Annotated in this window: 11 protein-coding genes and 1 pseudogene; 8 read left to right on the top strand and 4 right to left on the bottom strand. The window is 60.7% G+C overall.

The window, feature by feature from the left end; translation table 11 throughout:
• Positions 1 to 31: 31 nt before the first annotated feature.
• Positions 32 to 1,735, bottom strand: a complete 1,704-nt coding sequence (locus RQ479_RS29230; RefSeq protein WP_376703310.1) for an amidohydrolase — start codon at positions 1,733 to 1,735, stop codon at positions 32 to 34.
• A gap of 141 nt (positions 1,736 to 1,876) precedes the next feature.
• Between RQ479_RS29230 and RQ479_RS29225 the strand changes: the two genes are divergently transcribed.
• Complete coding sequence (locus RQ479_RS29225) at positions 1,877 to 2,908, top strand: histone deacetylase family protein (protein WP_376703309.1); 1,032 nt, start codon at positions 1,877 to 1,879, stop codon at positions 2,906 to 2,908.
• Between the two features lie 232 nt (positions 2,909 to 3,140).
• The gene (locus tag RQ479_RS29220) at positions 3,141 to 4,784 is read left to right on the top strand and encodes an MFS transporter (protein ID WP_376703308.1); all 1,644 of its coding nucleotides are present in this window, start codon (positions 3,141 to 3,143) and stop codon (positions 4,782 to 4,784) included.
• 204 nt (positions 4,785 to 4,988) lie between these two features.
• On the opposite strand, the pseudogene RQ479_RS29215 reads toward RQ479_RS29220, so the two are convergent.
• Together RQ479_RS29215 and RQ479_RS29210 are read right to left on the bottom strand one after the other, a co-directional pair.
• Positions 4,989 to 5,549 (bottom strand): annotated as a pseudogene (locus RQ479_RS29215) (helix-turn-helix domain-containing protein); the annotation flags it as partial.
• A 210-nt stretch (positions 5,550 to 5,759) separates the two neighbouring features.
• On the bottom strand, positions 5,760 to 6,635 hold the full coding sequence (locus RQ479_RS29210) for an MBL fold metallo-hydrolase (protein ID WP_376703307.1): 876 nt from the start codon (positions 6,633 to 6,635) through the stop codon (positions 5,760 to 5,762).
• A 249-nt stretch (positions 6,636 to 6,884) separates the two neighbouring features.
• Here RQ479_RS29210 and RQ479_RS29205 point away from each other — a divergent pair, with 249 nt between their 5' ends.
• The 6 genes from RQ479_RS29205 to RQ479_RS29180 all read left to right on the top strand — a co-directional run bounded on the left by RQ479_RS29205 (position 6,885) and on the right by RQ479_RS29180 (position 13,576).
• Positions 6,885 to 7,283 carry a GFA family protein gene (locus RQ479_RS29205; RefSeq protein WP_352508546.1) on the top strand — a complete coding sequence of 133 codons (399 nt, stop codon included), beginning with the start codon at positions 6,885 to 6,887 and terminating at the stop codon, positions 7,281 to 7,283.
• A gap of 326 nt (positions 7,284 to 7,609) precedes the next feature.
• The gene (locus RQ479_RS29200) at positions 7,610 to 8,470 is read left to right on the top strand and encodes an FAD binding domain-containing protein (protein ID WP_376703306.1); all 861 of its coding nucleotides are present in this window, start codon (positions 7,610 to 7,612) and stop codon (positions 8,468 to 8,470) included.
• Positions 8,470 to 8,946: a (2Fe-2S)-binding protein gene (locus tag RQ479_RS29195; RefSeq protein ID WP_376703305.1), complete on the top strand. Its 477-nt coding sequence runs from the start codon at positions 8,470 to 8,472 to the stop codon at positions 8,944 to 8,946. Before RQ479_RS29200 ends, RQ479_RS29195 begins: the two co-directional genes overlap by 1 nt.
• Before the next feature lie 2 nt (positions 8,947 to 8,948).
• Positions 8,949 to 11,213, top strand: coding sequence for a xanthine dehydrogenase family protein molybdopterin-binding subunit (locus tag RQ479_RS29190; RefSeq protein WP_376706035.1), 2,265 nt, complete (start codon positions 8,949 to 8,951; stop codon positions 11,211 to 11,213).
• Positions 11,213 to 11,458 carry a MoaD/ThiS family protein gene (locus RQ479_RS29185; RefSeq protein ID WP_376703304.1) on the top strand — a complete coding sequence of 82 codons (246 nt, stop codon included), beginning with the start codon at positions 11,213 to 11,215 and terminating at the stop codon, positions 11,456 to 11,458. Before RQ479_RS29190 ends, RQ479_RS29185 begins: the two co-directional genes overlap by 1 nt.
• Before the next feature lie 294 nt (positions 11,459 to 11,752).
• Positions 11,753 to 13,576: an AIPR family protein gene (locus RQ479_RS29180; protein WP_376703303.1), complete on the top strand. Its 1,824-nt coding sequence runs from the start codon at positions 11,753 to 11,755 to the stop codon at positions 13,574 to 13,576.
• 252 nt (positions 13,577 to 13,828) lie between these two features.
• Here RQ479_RS29180 and RQ479_RS29175 read toward each other — a convergent pair whose 3' ends face one another.
• Entirely contained in the window at positions 13,829 to 16,129 is a 2,301-nt protein-coding gene (locus tag RQ479_RS29175) for a hypothetical protein (RefSeq protein ID WP_376703302.1), read from the bottom strand.
• Between the last annotated feature and the right edge of the window lie 534 nt (positions 16,130 to 16,663).

Below are 16,663 nucleotides of genomic sequence, written 5' to 3'. Positions count from 1 at the left end.
CGGCTTGGCAACCATGCATCTGAATCTCGGTTCAGAACGCAAGCTCCGTGCCATCGTCAGCGCCATCATCAACCTGATGAGTGATCTTGCCGCCGCAGATGGTAGTCACCGGATGCACCTTGTGTAACAAACCCGGTTCAGCTGCCTCGATATCGGCCGACAGCACCACCAGATCGGCCAGATAGCCGGTTTTCAGCCGGCCCTTGCGGTGCTCCATGAATTCGGCATAAGCGCCTTCGACTGTATAGCCCGCAAGCGCTTCCAACAGCGAGAAGCTCTGGTCGGGAACGCCGTCTGCCCAAGGTTTGCGCAGCATCGCCGCCTGAATGCCCAGGATCGGCTCGATCCGCGACACCGGCCAGTCGGAAGCGAAGACGACATGCGCGCCCGCCTGCTTCAGCGTCCGCCAGGCATAGCTCAGTGGCCATCTTTCGCGGCCGATGCGTGAAAGCGTCGGCTCCAGCGGGAAGTCCATGGCGCCGGGCGGGTGCGGCGGCTGCATCGAGGCGATGACGCCGAGTTCGGCGAAGCGCGGCACGTCGGCGGCGGTGGTGACCTCGATGTGCTCGACCCGGTGCCGGCTGTCGCGCCTGCCGTTCTTCCGCTGCGCCGCCTCGTAACCATCGAGGACCGCGCGCACCGCGCCGTCGCCGATCGAATGCACGGCGACCTGCAGCCCGCGCCGGTCGGCCTCCACCGCCACCTCGGCGAGATGCTCCGGCGTAAACAGCGGCTCACCGCGCCAGCCCGGCCGGTCGGCATAGTCGTCGACCATGACCGCGGTCCAGCCTTCCAGCACGCCGTCGTAAAACATCTTGACCATGCCGGACGACAGCCATTCCGATTGGTAGGAGTTGGCCATGCTCGATGCCTTTTCCAGCCTGTCGAGCGTCATGAAGTTCTTGAAATGAAAAGGTATCTTGGTGCGGCAGAGCAGCCGCCCTTCCTGTTCCAGCCCGGCTAGCAGCTCGAGCTGGTAAAGATTGCCGTCCATGTTCTGGATCGAGGTGATGCCGTGGCGGGCGCACCATTCCAGCCCGCGATGCATCAGGTCACGATCGGCCGCGACTTCGGCGGCGGAAGGGTACGGCTCGGGCTCTCCGCCTGTCGCAATGCCGAGCCGCACGCGGTTCTGCCCGGAAAGCTCGAGGATCGGCCCGAACGCCTCGCCCTCGCGCAATTCGCCCGCCGCGAGCCCGTCGGCGCCCATGACGATCTCATTGCCGGGGCCGAGTTGCTTGCCGTGCAGGATGCCAGCCAGCTCCAGCGCCTTGGTGTTGGCCCACATCGTGTGGTGATCGGAAGCCGACATGGCGAAGGGTCGGTCGGCGATAATGCGGTCGAGATGATGGCGGGTGACCGGCTCTTCCTTGGAAAGGATAGTGTAGTCGACGCCGGCCCCAAGCAGCAATTTGGCGTTCGGCCGTGCCGCCGCGTAGGCGCGGATCGCGTCGCTCAGCGCATCGAAGCCATGCACGCCCTGAAGGTGCAGATTGTCGAGCTCGGCCGCACCGCCGAAAAGATGCATATGCGCTTCGATGAAGCCCGGCACCACCGACCCGCCTTGCGCATCGATAATCTTCGTGGCCGGCCCTTTCAGCGCCTCGATGGTCCGGCGATCGCCAACCGCCAGGATATTGCCGTCCTTTATCGCCACCGCCTCGGCAGCCGGATTGCCTTCGTCCATAGTCAGCACACGGGCATTGGTGACGATCAGGTCGGCATTTGAACTCATGATTTCCCACGGTTTGGTTGCGCTGCCGGCAGGCTAGACGACCGGCTGCCATGCCAGCAAGCCATGGCTGGTTGGCCCAGCGCCTTGTGAAAGGCCGTGCAGGACGGTTAGGGTCGCCGCGTCTCACCACGGAACATTTTCATGAAGACTGTTTTTTCGCCTCTCCATGCCGGCCATTCCGGCAATGTCGAACTGATCGCCGGCGCCATCGTGCCGGCTTTCGAAAAGCCTTCGCGCGCCGAGTTCATCAGGGCGCGAGTGGAGAGCGAGAAGCTCGGTCCGATCCTGTCGCCGGAAAGCCACGACCTCGCCGCCGCGAGGAAGGTCCATGCCGGCGACTACATCGATTTCCTGCCGACTGTGTGGCCGCTCTGGGAAGCGTCGGGCCGCGGCGGCTCGGCCATTCCCTTCACCTGGCCGACGCGCGGCCTGCGCGGCGACGTGCGCCCGAAAGGCATCGATGCGCTGCTCGGCTTCTACTCCTTCGACGGCGGCGCGACGTTCGTCAAAGGCACATGGGACGCCATCAAGTCGTCCTACGACGTCGCGCTGACCGCCGCCGCGCTGGTCAAGGCCGGTGAGCCTTCCGCCTTCGCGCTCTGTCGCCCGCCGGGGCACCATGCAGGGGCCGCCTTCATGGGCGGCTATTGCTTCATCAACAACGCCGCCGTCGCCGCGCAATGGTTCCGCGACCATGGCGCCGGGCGCGTGTCGATCCTCGACGTCGATTATCACCACGGCAACGGCACCCAAGAGATCTTCTACCGCCGCGGCGACGTTCAGGTGCTGAACCTGCATGGCGATCCGATGACCGAATATCCCTTCTTCCTCGGGCATGCCGACGAACGCGGCGAGGGTGACGGCGAAGGCTTCAACGACAATTATCCAATGCCCTTCGGCACCGGCTGGGAGGTGTGGAACGCCTCACTCGAGGACGCTTGCACGAGGCTTTCCGCTTATGCTCCTGACGTCGTCGTGGTTTCACTCGGCGTCGACACTTTCGAGAAGGACCCGATCAGCCAGTTCAAGCTGAAGACCCCCGACTATCCCAGGATCGGCCGCCGCATCGCCAGGCTCGGCCTGCCGACGCTGTTCGTCATGGAAGGCGGCTACGCCGTCGAGGAGATCGGCATCAACGCCGTCGGCGTGCTGACCGGTTTCGAGGACCGCTAGAACCGCCGGTGCCTGCAATCACATGGCAGCGCGTGGCAAGCGGTGCCGCCGGCCTGACCGACCGCCTCGCCTGCAGCGGCACGCGCTGACGGTCCGCTATCTTGTTGTTGGACCATGATGTTTTTCCAGAATGCGTTCGCCCTTTGCGAAATGATGTTCTATTTTTTGAATCCTTGGCTTGAGGGGCCGATTCATCGGAAGAACAAACGCATTTGAGCCCGGGAAAGCATTTATGAACGACGACACACCGGAAAGCGAAAGCGCCTCGGCGCTGGCGCCGTTCCGGCACGGCATCTTCCGGGCGGTGTGGTCCGCCAGCCTTGTTTCCAATTTCGGCGGCCTGATCCAGGGCGTCGGCGCCGCCTGGATGATGACGACGATCGCCACCTCGTCCTACCAGGTCGCATTGGTCCAGGCCTCGACCACCTTGCCGATCATGCTCTTCGCATTGCTGGCCGGCGCCGTCGCCGACAGCTTCAACCGGCGCAAAATCATGCTGATTGCGCAGATCTTCATGCTCGTCGTCTCGGCTCTTCTGACCGTCTTCACCTATCTCGACCTGATGACGCCGTGGACGCTGCTTGCCTTCACCTTCCTGATCGACAGCGGCACCGCGCTCAACAGCCCGTCCTGGCAGGCTTCGGTCGGCGACATGGTGCCTCGCACCAAGGTGCCGGCGGCGATCGCGCTCAACTCGATGGGCTTCAACCTGACGCGCAGCATCGGCCCGGCGATCGGCGGCATCATCGTTGCCGCCGCAGGCGCCGCCGCGGCCTTTGCCGTCAACACGCTGAGCTATATCGGCCTCATCGTCGTGCTGGCCCGCTGGAAGCCGGAACTGCCGGCATCGACCTTGCCGCGCGAGACGCTGGGCGCCGCGATGGGCGCCGGCCTGCGCTACGTCGCCATGTCGCCCAATATCGGCAAGGTGCTGGTCAGAAGCTCGGCCTTCGGCTTCAGCGCCGGCGCGGTCCTGGCATTGCTGCCGCTGGTGGCGCGTGACGTCGTCAAGGGCGATGCCTTGAGCTACGGCATCATGCTCGGCGCCTTCGGCATCGGTGCCGTCGGCGGCGCGCTGACCAGCGTCAGGCTGCGGCAGCTGCTGTCCAGCGAAACCATGGTGCGCATGGCTTTTGCCGGCTTCGCCGTCTGCGCCTTCAACGCCGCCGTCAGCAATCATGCCTGGCAGACGTCGCTCGGCCTGCTGGTCGGCGGCGCCTGCTGGGTGACTGCGCTGTCGCACTTCAACGTCACCGTGCAGATGTCGACGCCGCGCTGGGTGGTCGGCCGCGTGCTTTCGGTCTACCAGACCGCGACCTTCGGCGGCATCGCGCTCGGCAGCTGGGTCTGGGGTGTCGTTGCCGACGCCCATGGCGCCGAGGCCGCCCTGATGGCGGCCAGCGTCGCCATGCTGGCGGGAGGCGCCATCGGCCTGCTGCTGCCGCTGCCGCAGCAGGCTGTGCTCAACCTCGACCCGCTCAACCGTTTTCAGGAGCCGCATCTGGCGCTTGATCTCAAGCCGCGCAGCGGCCCCATCGCCATCATGATCGAATATGTCATCCGTAACGAGGACGTGCCGGAATTCCTCGCCACCATGGCCGAGCGCGGCCGCGTTCGCCGGCGTGACGGCGCCCGCAACTGGACGTTGGCGCGCGATCTCGAAAATCCGTCGATCTGGATCGAGCACTACCACACGCCAACCTGGGTCGAATATATCCGCCATAACAGGCGCGCCACCTACGCAGACGCGGTCATCGGCGAGCGTATAAGGGCGCTGCACAGCGGCAACGAGCCACCCCGCGTCCGCCGCATGATCGAGCGTCCGACGACCGCAGGCACGGCACTGGTCATGCCGATAGGGCCGATCGAGCATTAGGGGCTAGCGGTGTGTCTAGGTCGACGAGCAAATGACGCTCCGATCCATGCACTAATGTTCTGCGGCTCTGGGTGGGTGGAAAGGTGAATATGCAAGCTATTGGTGAATCGTACTCCAGAGACGTCTAGAAGGCACAATCTCAGCCAGGTTGACTGCCACATCATAAATTCGTTCCCTACGGTAATTTCTACAATCGCTATCATGCGTCAATGGAAGTGCGAGGGGATGGCTCTTCTCGTCGACCGACAGCACGATGGCGTGAGTCGGCGGATCGACATAGAGGCCGACGACGTCGCGCAGCTTGTTGACGAACTGGGGATCGTTGGAGAGTTTGAACTGGCGCCAGCGGTTGGGCTGCAGCCCGTGCGCCTTCCAGATGCGACGCACAGCGCTTGCGCTGATGCCAGCCGCTTGCGCCATCATGTCGGCGGTCCAGTGCGTCGTCTCGCCCGGCGGATCGGCAAGCGTCAGCGCCACCACGCGCTCGGCCACCTCGGGTCCGAGAGGCGGAATGCGCGAGGGCCGCGTCTTGTCGCGCAACAGCCCCTCGAAGCCTTCAGTGGCGAAACGCTCCTGCCAGCGCCACACGCGGGTCTTCGATTTGCCGGTTTGCCGCATGATCTCGACGGTGCCGGTGCCGTTGACGCTCGGCAGGATGATCTCGGCGCGCCAGACATGCTTCTGCGGCGCATTGCGATCCCGGATGAGCGCAGTCAGTCGCTGGCGATCGGTTGGCGAAACGGTGTACGATATTCCTGCGCGCATGCAACAGACTCGCATGCGCACTCGTGAAAAGGAATCCCACCCCGACTCTTATGTCACGCCCTGTCCGACGCCGATGCACATCGTGGCGAGCGCGAGCCAGCCTTGCATTTGCTAAGCCTCCAGCGCGGCCCTCCCGGCGATCCGCGCGCCGGACATGCCGAGCGCGATCGCCCCCGCCGTTCGGGTTCGCGTGGTCGGCGTCCTCGGCGATTACGGCGGCTGACGATCCTCGAACCAGAATGATGACTGGCGTCGCGAGATAGTTCCCACCGACGGCAAGGGAAAATGCGACGTCATGACGATACGTCCATTGTCCGAGCAAGCTTCCAGGAATGCCCACCGCGTCCGACGTGCCTGGTCAGGGTCCGTGTCGTACCGAAAGCTCCAGTCGGGGTATATGCATTGTATCGGCCAATGCATGAGATCGCCTGAAAACACTGCCCCTACGCCTCGAGATCTCAGGCCGATGGCTACGTGCCCCGGGGTGTGGCCCGGAGTCGGCTCCAGCCACACTTCGCCATCGAGTTCATAATCCATATCGACAAGCACAGCCCGACCAGCCTCGACGATTGGCAGCACATTGTCCTCGTAGGTCCGTTCGTCGGCATCGCCGGAGGCGGCCTGTGCGGCCTCGAACTCGCGCCGCGCCATGATGTAGCGGGCGTTCGGGAATGTCGGTATCCAACGCCCGTCCACCAATCGTGTGTTCCAGCCGCAATGGTCGATATGAAGATGGGTGCACAGCACATAATCGATCTGCTCGGGAGCAACACCTGCATTCGCCAGGCGCACCAAAAAGGTGACGTCATTGCGGCGATGCCAATGCGGGAAGTATGCGCACGTCTTGTCGTTGCCGACGCAACTGTCAACGAGAATGGTGTGGTGGCCGGTACGAACCAGAAAACTCTGGATGGGAAGAATAAGCCGGCCGGTTGCCGGCGATATCAATCGGGGCGTGAGCCAATGAAGATGCGGTTCGAGTGCTTCGTCGGTGCAGTCGGGGAACCATTCCGACGGCGTCCCCAGAGGGTCGCACATCTCCAGAATTCTGGTTACCCAGATATTCCCGATTCTCCAATCGTCCATTGATGCGATCCTTCTTCGATCGAGGACGGATCGCTAGAGATAACATTTGCGGCAAGATGGCGTCAGACATTTCTTCCGATAGGAAGAAGGAGGCGCTCGCGATGTGGCCGCGCTTACGATCGGGTACCAAGCGTTAGATCTTAACCACTAGCGCCGAATGTCGGGATTGGGCGCCAGCTCGGCGCATTTCATGGCGCCTCCCTCACGCCCAGGCATGAAGCTGTCCTTGTTGACTCAAGGAGAATTTGCATGCGTGGTCATTGCTTATGTGGCGCTATTGCTTTTGAAGTCGATGGCCCGGCACAGGCCTGCGTGGTCTGTCATTGTGAAAGTTGTCGGCGGCAATGTTCTGCGCCGATGACCACCTATATTGGCGTCTTGAACGGCCAATGGCGATGGCTGGGCAAGTTGCCGAAGGTATTCAACTCTTCTCCCGGTGTGGAAAGAACATTTTGCGATCACTGTGGCACGCCGCTGTCCTTCCGCTCAAAGAACATGTCTGATGTCATGCATTTTTTTGCGGCAGCGATGGAGGAGCCAGAAAAATTTGCACCTACGCTGCATGTCGCTTTTGAGGAGAAGCTCCCTTGGTTGAAACTCGCCGACAACCTGCCGACCCGTTTTGGGCCTGACTATACGAAAGACTAACTCTGCCTTCTCCGTTCGAGTCCAGAACAGAAACGCCAGCTATCCGTGCTGGAACCCGATGAGTACCTGCACATTGAGTACTCCCCGCGCCGAGAGTACTCCCCGCGCCGAAGTCGCCGATGCCGTCTCGAGAGCCGGTGGCAATGCGACGACAACGATTGAACGGAAGGACCACCAGAGTGCGCCCGCAGCGGCGCCCGTCAGTCCTGGTCATTTGGGATTGAAATTGCGGCGCCTGGCCTAATCCGCGAATGCGCGAACAGGATGGCCCATTGTCGAGAGACGCTCTATATCGGTTGCCGTGATATGACCACTAAGGGGAGACGATGCGTTACATACGTCCGCTTTCAATCGAAGATGCCGTTGGCCAGTTGGCCGGATCAGGCGGTACGGCCGCCATTCTCGCCGGGGGCAGCGACCTTCTGGTGAGAATGAAAGGCGGCTTCATCGAACCAGACCTGATCGTCGACATCAAGGCGATCGACGGCCTTGCCGAGATCAGGGAAACAGCCGAGGGTTTCAGCATCGGCGCGGCGGTCCCCTGCGCAGTGCTGGGCGAGAGCAAGGCCCTGAAGAACGCATGGCCCGGCGTCGTCGAAGCAGCGAACCTGATCGGCTCCAAGCAGGTGCAGGGACGCTGCACCATCGTCGGCAATCTGTGCAATGCCTCGCCGGCCGCGGACAGCGTGCCGGCGCTGGTGGCCGCTGGCGCCAAGGCGGTGGTCGTCGGCCCGGGAAGCAGGCGCACGATTGCCGTGGAAGCGGTACCGACTGGGCCGGGCAAGACGTCGCTGGCCAAGGGCGAGATCATCGAGGCAATCCTGCTCGACAAACGTCTGCCGCGTTCGGGCGATGCCTATCTGCGTTTCATTCCGCGCACGGAGATGGACATCGCCGTGGTAAGCGCCGGCGTGAACCTGACGCTCGATGAGCAAGGTCGCGTCAAATCCGCCCGCCTGGCGCTGGGCGCCGTGGCGCCGACGGTGATTCTGGTCGAGGAGGCCGCCGAGGTTCTCATCGGCTCCAAGCTGGACGAAGCCACGCTGGAGAGGCTCGCCAAGGTCTGCTCGGGCGCCTGCCGTCCGATCGACGACAAGCGGGGCACTATCGAATTCAGACGGAAAGTCGCGGGTGTGCTGGCCAAGCGGGCCGCCACGACCGCCTATGCACGCGCAGGAGGCAAATGATGGCTGGTGTGGCAGTATCAACGACAATCAACGGCGACAATGTCGAGTTCCTTTGCCAGCCGGACGAGACGCTGCTTGATGTCCTGCGCGATCGCCTGGGTCTGACGGGCGCCAAGGAAGGCTGCGGCACCGGCGACTGCGGCGCCTGCAGCATCATCCTCGACGATCGGCTGGTGTGCTCGTGCCTGGTGCTCGGCGCGGAGGCCGAGGGCCGGCACGTCGAGACCATCGAGGGCATGGCGCATGGCGACAGGCTGCATCCGCTACAGCAGAAATTCCTGGAGCACGCCGCACTCCAATGCGGCATCTGCACGCCGGGCTTCCTCATGGCGGCCAAGGACCTTTTGGCCAAGAACCCCGATCCGACCGAGGAGGAGATCCGCTTCGGCCTTGCCGGGAACCTCTGCCGCTGCACTGGCTATGACAAGATCGTGCGTGCCGTTCAGGACGCCGCCAGCGTGATGAAGGGAGCATGACGATGAATTTCGATCCGCGTTACTCCGGACGCAATTTCACCTCTGTCGGCACGCGTCCCATCCGTCCCGACGGCGTCGACAAGGTGACGGGCCGCGCACGCTATGGCGCCGACTTCAACATGGCCGGGCAACTGGTCGGGCGCGTTCTCAGAAGCCCCCATGCGCATGCCACGATCAGGAAGATCGACACGTCGAAGGCGGAGAAGCTCGCCGGCGTCAAGGCGGTGATCACCGCGGCCGACCTGCCCGACCTCACCGACGGCGATGCCGCCATGTACGACATCCTCGACAACTGCATGGCGCGCAAGAAAGCGCTCTATGACGGCCACGCCGTGGCCGCGGTCGCTGCGGTCGATGCCCGCACGGCGAGGCAGGCACTGAAGCTGATCGAGGTCGACTACGAGTTGCTGCCGCATGTCACCGATGTCGACGAGGCGATGAAGCACTCCGCACCCCTGGTCAACGACGCGATCTTCACCGAGGGCCTCGAGGAGAAGCCCGTCAAGCCTTCCAATGTCACCAAGCGCACCCAGTATGGCCATGGCGACATCCATGAAGGTTTCGGCCAGGCCGATTTCGTCGTCGAACGCTCCTTCAAGACCGAGCAGACGCACCAGGGTTACATCGAGCCGCATGCCTGCGTGGCCAATGTCAGCTCCGACGGCACCGCCGACCTCTGGGTCTGTACGCAAGGCCATTTTGTCTACCGCCAGCACTGCGCTCAGCTGCTTGGCATGGAAGCCTCGAAGCTGCGCGTCACCTCGTCGGAGATCGGCGGCGGTTTCGGCGGCAAGACCCATGTCTGGGCCGAGCCGGTGGCGCTGGCGCTGTCGCGCAAGGCCGGCCGGCCGGTCAAGCTGGTCATGACGCGCGACGAGGTGTTCCGCGCCTCCGGCCCGACCAGCGCCACCTCGATCGACGTCAGGATCGGCGCCCGCAAGGACGGCACGATCACGGCGGCCGAGGCGACGCTGCGCTATAGCTGCGGCCCCTATGCCGGCATGTGGGCCGAGATCGGCGCCATGACGGCCTTTGCCTGCTATAAGCTCGAGAACGTCAGGACGGTCGGCTACGAAGTGCTGGTCAACCGGCCCAAGACCGCGGCCTATCGCGCGCCGTCGGCTCCGATGGCGGCGTTTGCGGTGGAAAGCGCGGTCGACGAGCTGGCCAAGGAGATCGGCATGAACCCGGTCGAGTTCCGGATCAGGAACGCGGCGCAGGAAGGCACCAGATCATCCTACGGCCCGGTATACGGCCCGATCGGCATCGGGCCGACGCTCGAGGCGGTGAAGACCCACCCGCACATGAAGGCGCCGCTCGGCAAGAATCAGGGCCGCGGCATGGCCTGCGGCTTCTGGTTCAATTTCGGTGGCCAGACCTGCACCGACCTCAACATCGGCATGGACGGTTCGGTCTCGCTTGCCGTCGGAACCGTGGACGTGGGTGGTTCGCGCGCCTCGCTGTCGCTGGTGGCGGCGGAGGAGCTCGGTATCCCCTATGAGCAGGTCAAGGCGGTGGTCGCCGATACGTCCAGCCTCGGCTACAACGACATGACGGACGGCAGCCGCGGCACGTTCTCCTCCTCCATGGCGACGATCTCGGCCGCCCGCAACGCCATCAAGGTCCTCAGGCAGCGTGCCGCGCAGATGTGGGACATACCCGTCGACGATGTGGTCTGGGAAGAGGGCCGCGCCATTGCCAAAGGCGCGACGCACGGCAACCTTTCGCCGCTGTCGCTGAAGGAGATCGCGGCAGCTTCCGGAAAGACGGGCGGACCCATCGCCGGCCATAGTGAGCTCGTCGCCGACGGCGCCGGCGTCTCCTTCGCCACCCATATCTGCGATATCGAGGTGGATCCCGAGACAGGCTCCACGAGGGTGCTGCGCTACACCGTCGTCCAGGACGCCGGCAAGGCGGTGCATCCGACCTATGTCGAGGGGCAGTACCAGGGAGGTGCCGCGCAAGGCATCGGTTGGGCGCTCAACGAGGAGTATATCTACGGCAAGGACGGGCGGCTGCAGAACCCTGGCTTCCTGGATTACCGGATCCCGGTCTGCTCGGACCTGCCGATGATCGACACGCAGATCCTCGAGATCCCCAACCCCAACCATCCCTACGGGGTGCGCGGCGTCGGCGAGACCTCGATCGTGCCGCCGCTGGCGGCGATCGCCAATGCAGTGTCGAACGCGGTCGGGTTGCGCATGACGCACATCCCGATGTCGCCGCCGCGCATCCTGGCGGCGCTCGAGGCAGAACGGGAAGGCTGATGGTCGAAGTAACGCTCTGGGGATCGCTTGGCGCGCTCGCCGGAGGCAAGAGCAAGGTCGAGATCGAGGCCAAGGACATAAGGGAGCTGTTCAGGAAACTGGCTGAGCAGTATCCCGGCCTCGAGCCCTTGATCGAGAAAGGCATTGCGGTGGCGATCGACGGCACGATCTATCGGGATACGTGGTCGAAGGAATTGCCAAAGGGGGCGGAGATTTTTCTGCTGCCACGGTTGGCGGGGGGGTGATAGATCGCACGTTGACGACTATCAGGTGCCTACAGCATCGACCGCAAGATCGGGTTTGCGAGGTCGAGTTTCCATGAAGATTTCTGGCTAGGCTTTGTCGCCTAACTCCCCCGTCTTGAGGACTAGTTCCCCAACTCATCAGCTTGGTGATGGATCTCGTCGTTCCAGCCCAATGTGTGCCGTCTTGCAAAGTTCCCTTCCTCCGCTGGGCTATCGACAGAGTGGTCGAGCAAGCGACTCCCGTTGCCATGGTGTGTCGACTAACCTAAACATGCTGTCTAACAGGGGGGAAGTATGCAATCTGGCCAAGCGCGAAAATACGCGATTTTAACTAACATCCTAGACGAGTATGTTCGCGAGGGGGTCAAACTACCTCAGCGCAAGTCATTCTTTGATACCAGCACCGAAGAAAAAACAAATCAGGCAAGATCGAGAGCTTTTATACATCTATACCTGGCAGCCACGTATGGCGTATTAGATTTTCAGGACCGCGAACACACGATAACTGATGCAAGCTACGATGGTGGAGTGGACGCATATTTCCTTGATTCTGAAAACAAGGTAATCGACATTATTCAATCGAAGTTCAGAATTAGCTCTGGAAACTTTGAGTCAAAGTACATCTCACCCGAAGAGGTGATGGCGATCGATATCGACAGGATACTGGCTGGACATCGTGACGATAAGAGCGGCCGCAGCTACAACGGTTATATTCTCGCATTTATCGAAAAGATTCAGAAAATTCAGGATATCGCACGCTACCGGACTATGGTGACCATACTTGCCAATGTAAAGCTGGAGCAGTACCCACTAGTGGAGCGAATTTTCCTGGGAGACCAGACGAACATCGTGAATTTCGATCGCTGCTACGGAGAACTGGTGCTTCCGACCATTAGAGGCGAGCAGCATTACGTATCAAGCATGCGACTTCAGATTGATCTAAGCAACAAGTCTGGAAATTCAAAACTAAGCGCCGAGATTATGACGGCGCATGGACCTAGTGAAGTTACGGTGGTGCTTGTGCCCACGCTTGAAATCGCGAAGATTATGTTTCGGTATAAGAATTCGATATTGCGATACAATCCGCGATCGTACCTTGAATTCAAAGAGCAAAGGACTAACGAGGGAATTCGCAGTAGCATTGTTGATGTAGAAACGGGAGAATTCGCAATTCTTAACAATGGGATCACCATTGTTTCCGACGAAACTTATGTCAACGAGCGGGTTGGCGCCAAAAATAAGGCGCAGGTTGAAATCGTAAATCCGCAGATTATAAATGGCGGTCAGACGGCGTTTACTCTTTCCAGAATATATGAAGAGAACTCAGTGGCAATTAGAGATCGGATATTTTCTGGCAAGGAAGTAGTTCTAAGAATTATAACTCTCCCTCAGGTCGACGAAATTTCTAAGAAGCACCTAATACTTAGTATATCATCGGCAACTAATTCGCAAACGGCCGTTTCTACCATCGATCGATCTGCCAGCAACGACTCCAACCGTGAAGTTGCCGAACTGGTTTTTAAGAAAACTGGTCTACTATATGAACCAAAACGCGGTGAGTATTCTGACGCTTTGCATAACAATTATATAGATAGAGATTATATAGTCGAAAGATCGCTGTTTACAAGACTAATGTATATTGCGTGCGGGAAGTACGCAACGGCGGTGGAAAGGAAAATGATGCGAAATACCGGAGGTATTATACCGGAAATTAAAGATGACAAAGCCGTTGAAGTATTTTCTGATCTGTATGAAATATACAAGGAAGTGTCTAACTCGTACCGCGGTCAGGCAGCTGACAAGATTGTGAGCGACTTGGCGTTCTCAGTTTTTGTCCGAGCTCTTCGATTGAGGCGATCCCGCGATGGTGCCTCCGATTTTTTGCCTATTGTATTGGCGGAGGCGAAGGAATTGTGGCCAGATTTTACATCTTGGGCCCTTGAGAATGTGCCAAAGTTCGCAACCCTGAGGAAAAATAAAGAGACGGGAGAAGAATCCGTAGGTTTCTCTATGGCAAAATGGAGGAAAAGTTCTCAATTCCCAAGCGATGTTGATGCGTATATGGACTTATTGGTCGTCGTGGACCCCGCGACCGTGTTGGCGGACGTGATCGGTTGATTGTCTCTAGTCTGCTGCTGTGCCCACGGACCTAGGATCGAGCCGCAAGCTTTCGCAAACGGCAGCGCCATGACGGGCGTAGAGGCGAAGGATGGATCTTAGCTTTCGACGACTGGTCGAAGCAATCAAGAAAAGTGTGAAACGGTTTTCCGTCCGGAATTGCGTCAAAACGCAGAGATAGAGCGGTTCGCCGTTTCCGTGAAACGATGAACCGCCCCAGTCAACCTAACGCCCCTTCCGCCGGGGGTTCGATTACATGAGCTCTATAACGAAATAATCGCCCTGCTGTATCCACTTTACCAGGAAGTTGATTGTCAGGTCGGTACCGCTCCAATGCATCTCGACGGTCGATGGAGACGGCTTTATGAGGCCTCCCTCGATAAAGTTACTCGACCTCGTACCGGATACGCCTGAGATGAAATTGAAGTCCTGGAACTGGAATGTGACCTCGCAGCTGAGAGTGAACGGCGTGAACCCGCCGCCGGCTGGCTTGGGCAACGCGAACTGAACCAACGCCGGCTCTGCGTTCGGCTTTTCGGTCTTTGAAAAGCTGCCGGATGGCCCCTGCAGGTGCCACGTGATTTCAGTGATTTCTTTCTTGGAGGCGTTGAACCAGAGACCTGTTGCTATGGTCAGCATCGCCGGCTTGACGACCGGCGGCGCAGTAAGGGGAATACTGATGGTCTCGGTGTTGTAACCAACGGCTGCAACTTGCAAGCTGACCGATACTTGGCCGGTCGGCGGTGACAGGGTGAACGCTGTGTTGGTGGCCCCGACCACCACGCCCCCTTGCGATACGGTCCCTCCAACCGATTTGAACTTGTCGTCGGCATCGACTGCTTTGATGGTTATCGTCGCCGGCTGGCCCGCTGTCAGGGACGGGGGAGCCGCAGAGAGCACCATTTCCCCGGGGAAAACATTGACGGGAACTCTGGTGAGCGGAGACATCTTCGTGCACAATGTCTGCATCACCGTAATTTGGTCTTCTGCCTTGAGCTCGCCCACGTAAATCCCGAAGAAGAGCGTCGTCGAACCAATTGGCGTATCGCTGGCGCGCCACTTCCCGTTCACGAATACATGCACGCGCGCGCCGGGAATTGTGCCTGATAAGTAAATGAACCGCTGGAAGACCCGGACGGGCTGTTGAATATCCGGGGTCTTGAGTGGGGTCAGGTCGGATACTTTGACAGGGGTCCCGACCCGAAGCGCGGGGGGCTGACAAGTAAGCTCCAGCTCGGCGTGAATGTGCTCGCCGGCGCGCAACGGCCGAAATGTCTCGACCCAGACGGCGCCGCCAAAATTGAACACGGGCTTGCTGATCACAGGAGAATCCGGCGCATCCGAGTACAAACGCACGACCGCATTGTCGACGCTGTTGACGAAAGCGCCGCTTACACATTCAAATGCAGGCTCCATGACGGTCGGCGGAAATACGCTGCCCTGGTAAGACCCTACCACCAGCAACTTATCCGATGTGGCTGTCTTGCCGCATAGCTCCTGGATGACGACGAGCGATGGAAACGGCGGCGATGCCGGGATCAGGGCCGACACGTCGGGAATCCAGTATTGGCCGGAACTCACATCCTCGCCGACTCCGATTCTCCCGAGCACGGTAGCTGCACCCGAAGTCGGATCGACAAGTTGGATCGTCAATGTCGCGCCGGGCTCGAGATTGGAGATCGGCAAAGCGCGGGCTGCCGGGCAGGAGTACTGTGAGGTCCCTATTACGGGCTTTCGAATCGGCAAGGTTTCGTCGACGATCACCGGAGGAGCAGATGACGGACTTGATGCATTGCAGCGCTCGAAGTGCTGCGTGGCGCTGAAGACATCCGGATTGTGCGCGGTACGGCCGAGCAGCGCCAGGAGGTTGGCACCAACGAAAGGATATTCCAGCACGTCGCCATTGAAGTGGACCTTCGTGGTGGCGCCTTGAGCCAATCCCCTGACAGGTATTGCTTGCGCGCACCCTGGAACTGGGCCGACTGCCGGTGCCGGCATGGTATTTTCCCGATACGGCGTCTGTTCGGCGGGCAAGCTCGGGGTCGGACTGCTCTTCACCTGTCCGGCAGGCGTCTGAACGGACTGCACCGCGCTAAGCACGTCGTTGGCCTGGATCGCCCCACGTATGCGCACCGGTACGACATTTCCGAGTGCAGTATCGCTGCCGATCAATGCGGCGCCGTTGAAAATCTCGACCGTGGCGCCAGGATAGGCTGCGCCTATCAGCACCCAGTCAACGCACTCGTGCACCTGGCTCAAATACACCAATGGGCTTAGCGTCGAGGGAAGCCCGAGCACGGTTATCGGGACCGGGCTTGGATCGCTGGTTTCGGCGCCGAGTGTCCAGCGTGCGGTCAACGCATCCCCCACGTTGAGGGAGCCTGCGGCGACCGGTACAAAGGTAGTGGTTGTGGCGCCGGCATCTACCGCAGGGACAGGTACGCCATTTACCAGGAGGGAAATGCTCGACCCGGGAAGCGGCCCATCGATGCGTACCGAGGTACTCAAGACCGATACGGGGCCAATCACAATTGGTGCAAGGAGCGTGCTCATAGTCGTTTCCCTCTCTGTATGGCGCAGACATGTCGCCTGGTTCAGAACAGGACGTAGAGGGAGCGCACTTACGGATGACTTACGGATGGGTCGGCGCGGTGCTGGACTTCTTATTTTCGTAGAGACTTTGCTTCATCAGCAATTCAGCCTTGTCGATGCCGCCCCATTGGACCCAACCGATCTCAGACCAGGTGCTAGGCATTTCGGCCGAGCGCGTCTGCGGCTCGGCGCGCTTGCTCGTCGGCTTGGTGGTCCATCGAGTTCCGCTTCTGGATCGCGAGGGTCCGTTCTGAGCGCACAGCGATGCTGGTCTCAATGTCCGAGATTGCGAAGGGTTTCGGGTGCCGTCAGGCGTACGAAAGCCTCTCATGCAGGAACCCGCGGGCAGCAGGCGGCGAGCTATGGGGATTTGTGTTTCGAGGTGTGCCGGCGCCTGTCGCGAACGTCCGCGCGCGGTGCTGTCAGGGCGTCGAGGAAGTAGCCTTCCGGCCTGGTCGGGTAGCCTGTCGCGATGAGGACGGTGTGGTTTGGGTC

It is taken from the genome of Mesorhizobium sp. ISC25, assembly GCF_042295465.1.
In the GTDB taxonomy this organism is placed as follows: Bacteria; Pseudomonadota; Alphaproteobacteria; order Rhizobiales; family Rhizobiaceae; genus Mesorhizobium.
The sequence above is the reverse complement of the archived record's forward strand: the minus strand, read 5'-3'. Positions and strand labels throughout refer to the sequence as shown.

Coding starts and splice junctions, on each gene's coding strand:
- RQ479_RS29220 (WP_376703308.1), top strand. CDS start 3,141: ATGAACGACGACACACCGGAAAGCGAAAGCGCCTCGGCGCTGGCGCCG.
- RQ479_RS29230 (WP_376703310.1), bottom strand. CDS start 1,735: ATGAGTTCAAATGCCGACCTGATCGTCACCAATGCCCGTGTGCTGACT.
- RQ479_RS29185 (WP_376703304.1), top strand. CDS start 11,213: ATGGTCGAAGTAACGCTCTGGGGATCGCTTGGCGCGCTCGCCGGAGGC.
- RQ479_RS29175 (WP_376703302.1), bottom strand. CDS start 16,129: ATGAGCACGCTCCTTGCACCAATTGTGATTGGCCCCGTATCGGTCTTG.
- RQ479_RS29195 (WP_376703305.1), top strand. CDS start 8,470: ATGGCTGGTGTGGCAGTATCAACGACAATCAACGGCGACAATGTCGAG.
- RQ479_RS29190 (WP_376706035.1), top strand. CDS start 8,949: ATGAATTTCGATCCGCGTTACTCCGGACGCAATTTCACCTCTGTCGGC.
- RQ479_RS29210 (WP_376703307.1), bottom strand. CDS start 6,635: ATGGACGATTGGAGAATCGGGAATATCTGGGTAACCAGAATTCTGGAG.
- RQ479_RS29200 (WP_376703306.1), top strand. CDS start 7,610: ATGCGTTACATACGTCCGCTTTCAATCGAAGATGCCGTTGGCCAGTTG.
- RQ479_RS29205 (WP_352508546.1), top strand. CDS start 6,885: ATGCGTGGTCATTGCTTATGTGGCGCTATTGCTTTTGAAGTCGATGGC.
- RQ479_RS29180 (WP_376703303.1), top strand. CDS start 11,753: ATGCAATCTGGCCAAGCGCGAAAATACGCGATTTTAACTAACATCCTA.
- RQ479_RS29225 (WP_376703309.1), top strand. CDS start 1,877: ATGAAGACTGTTTTTTCGCCTCTCCATGCCGGCCATTCCGGCAATGTC.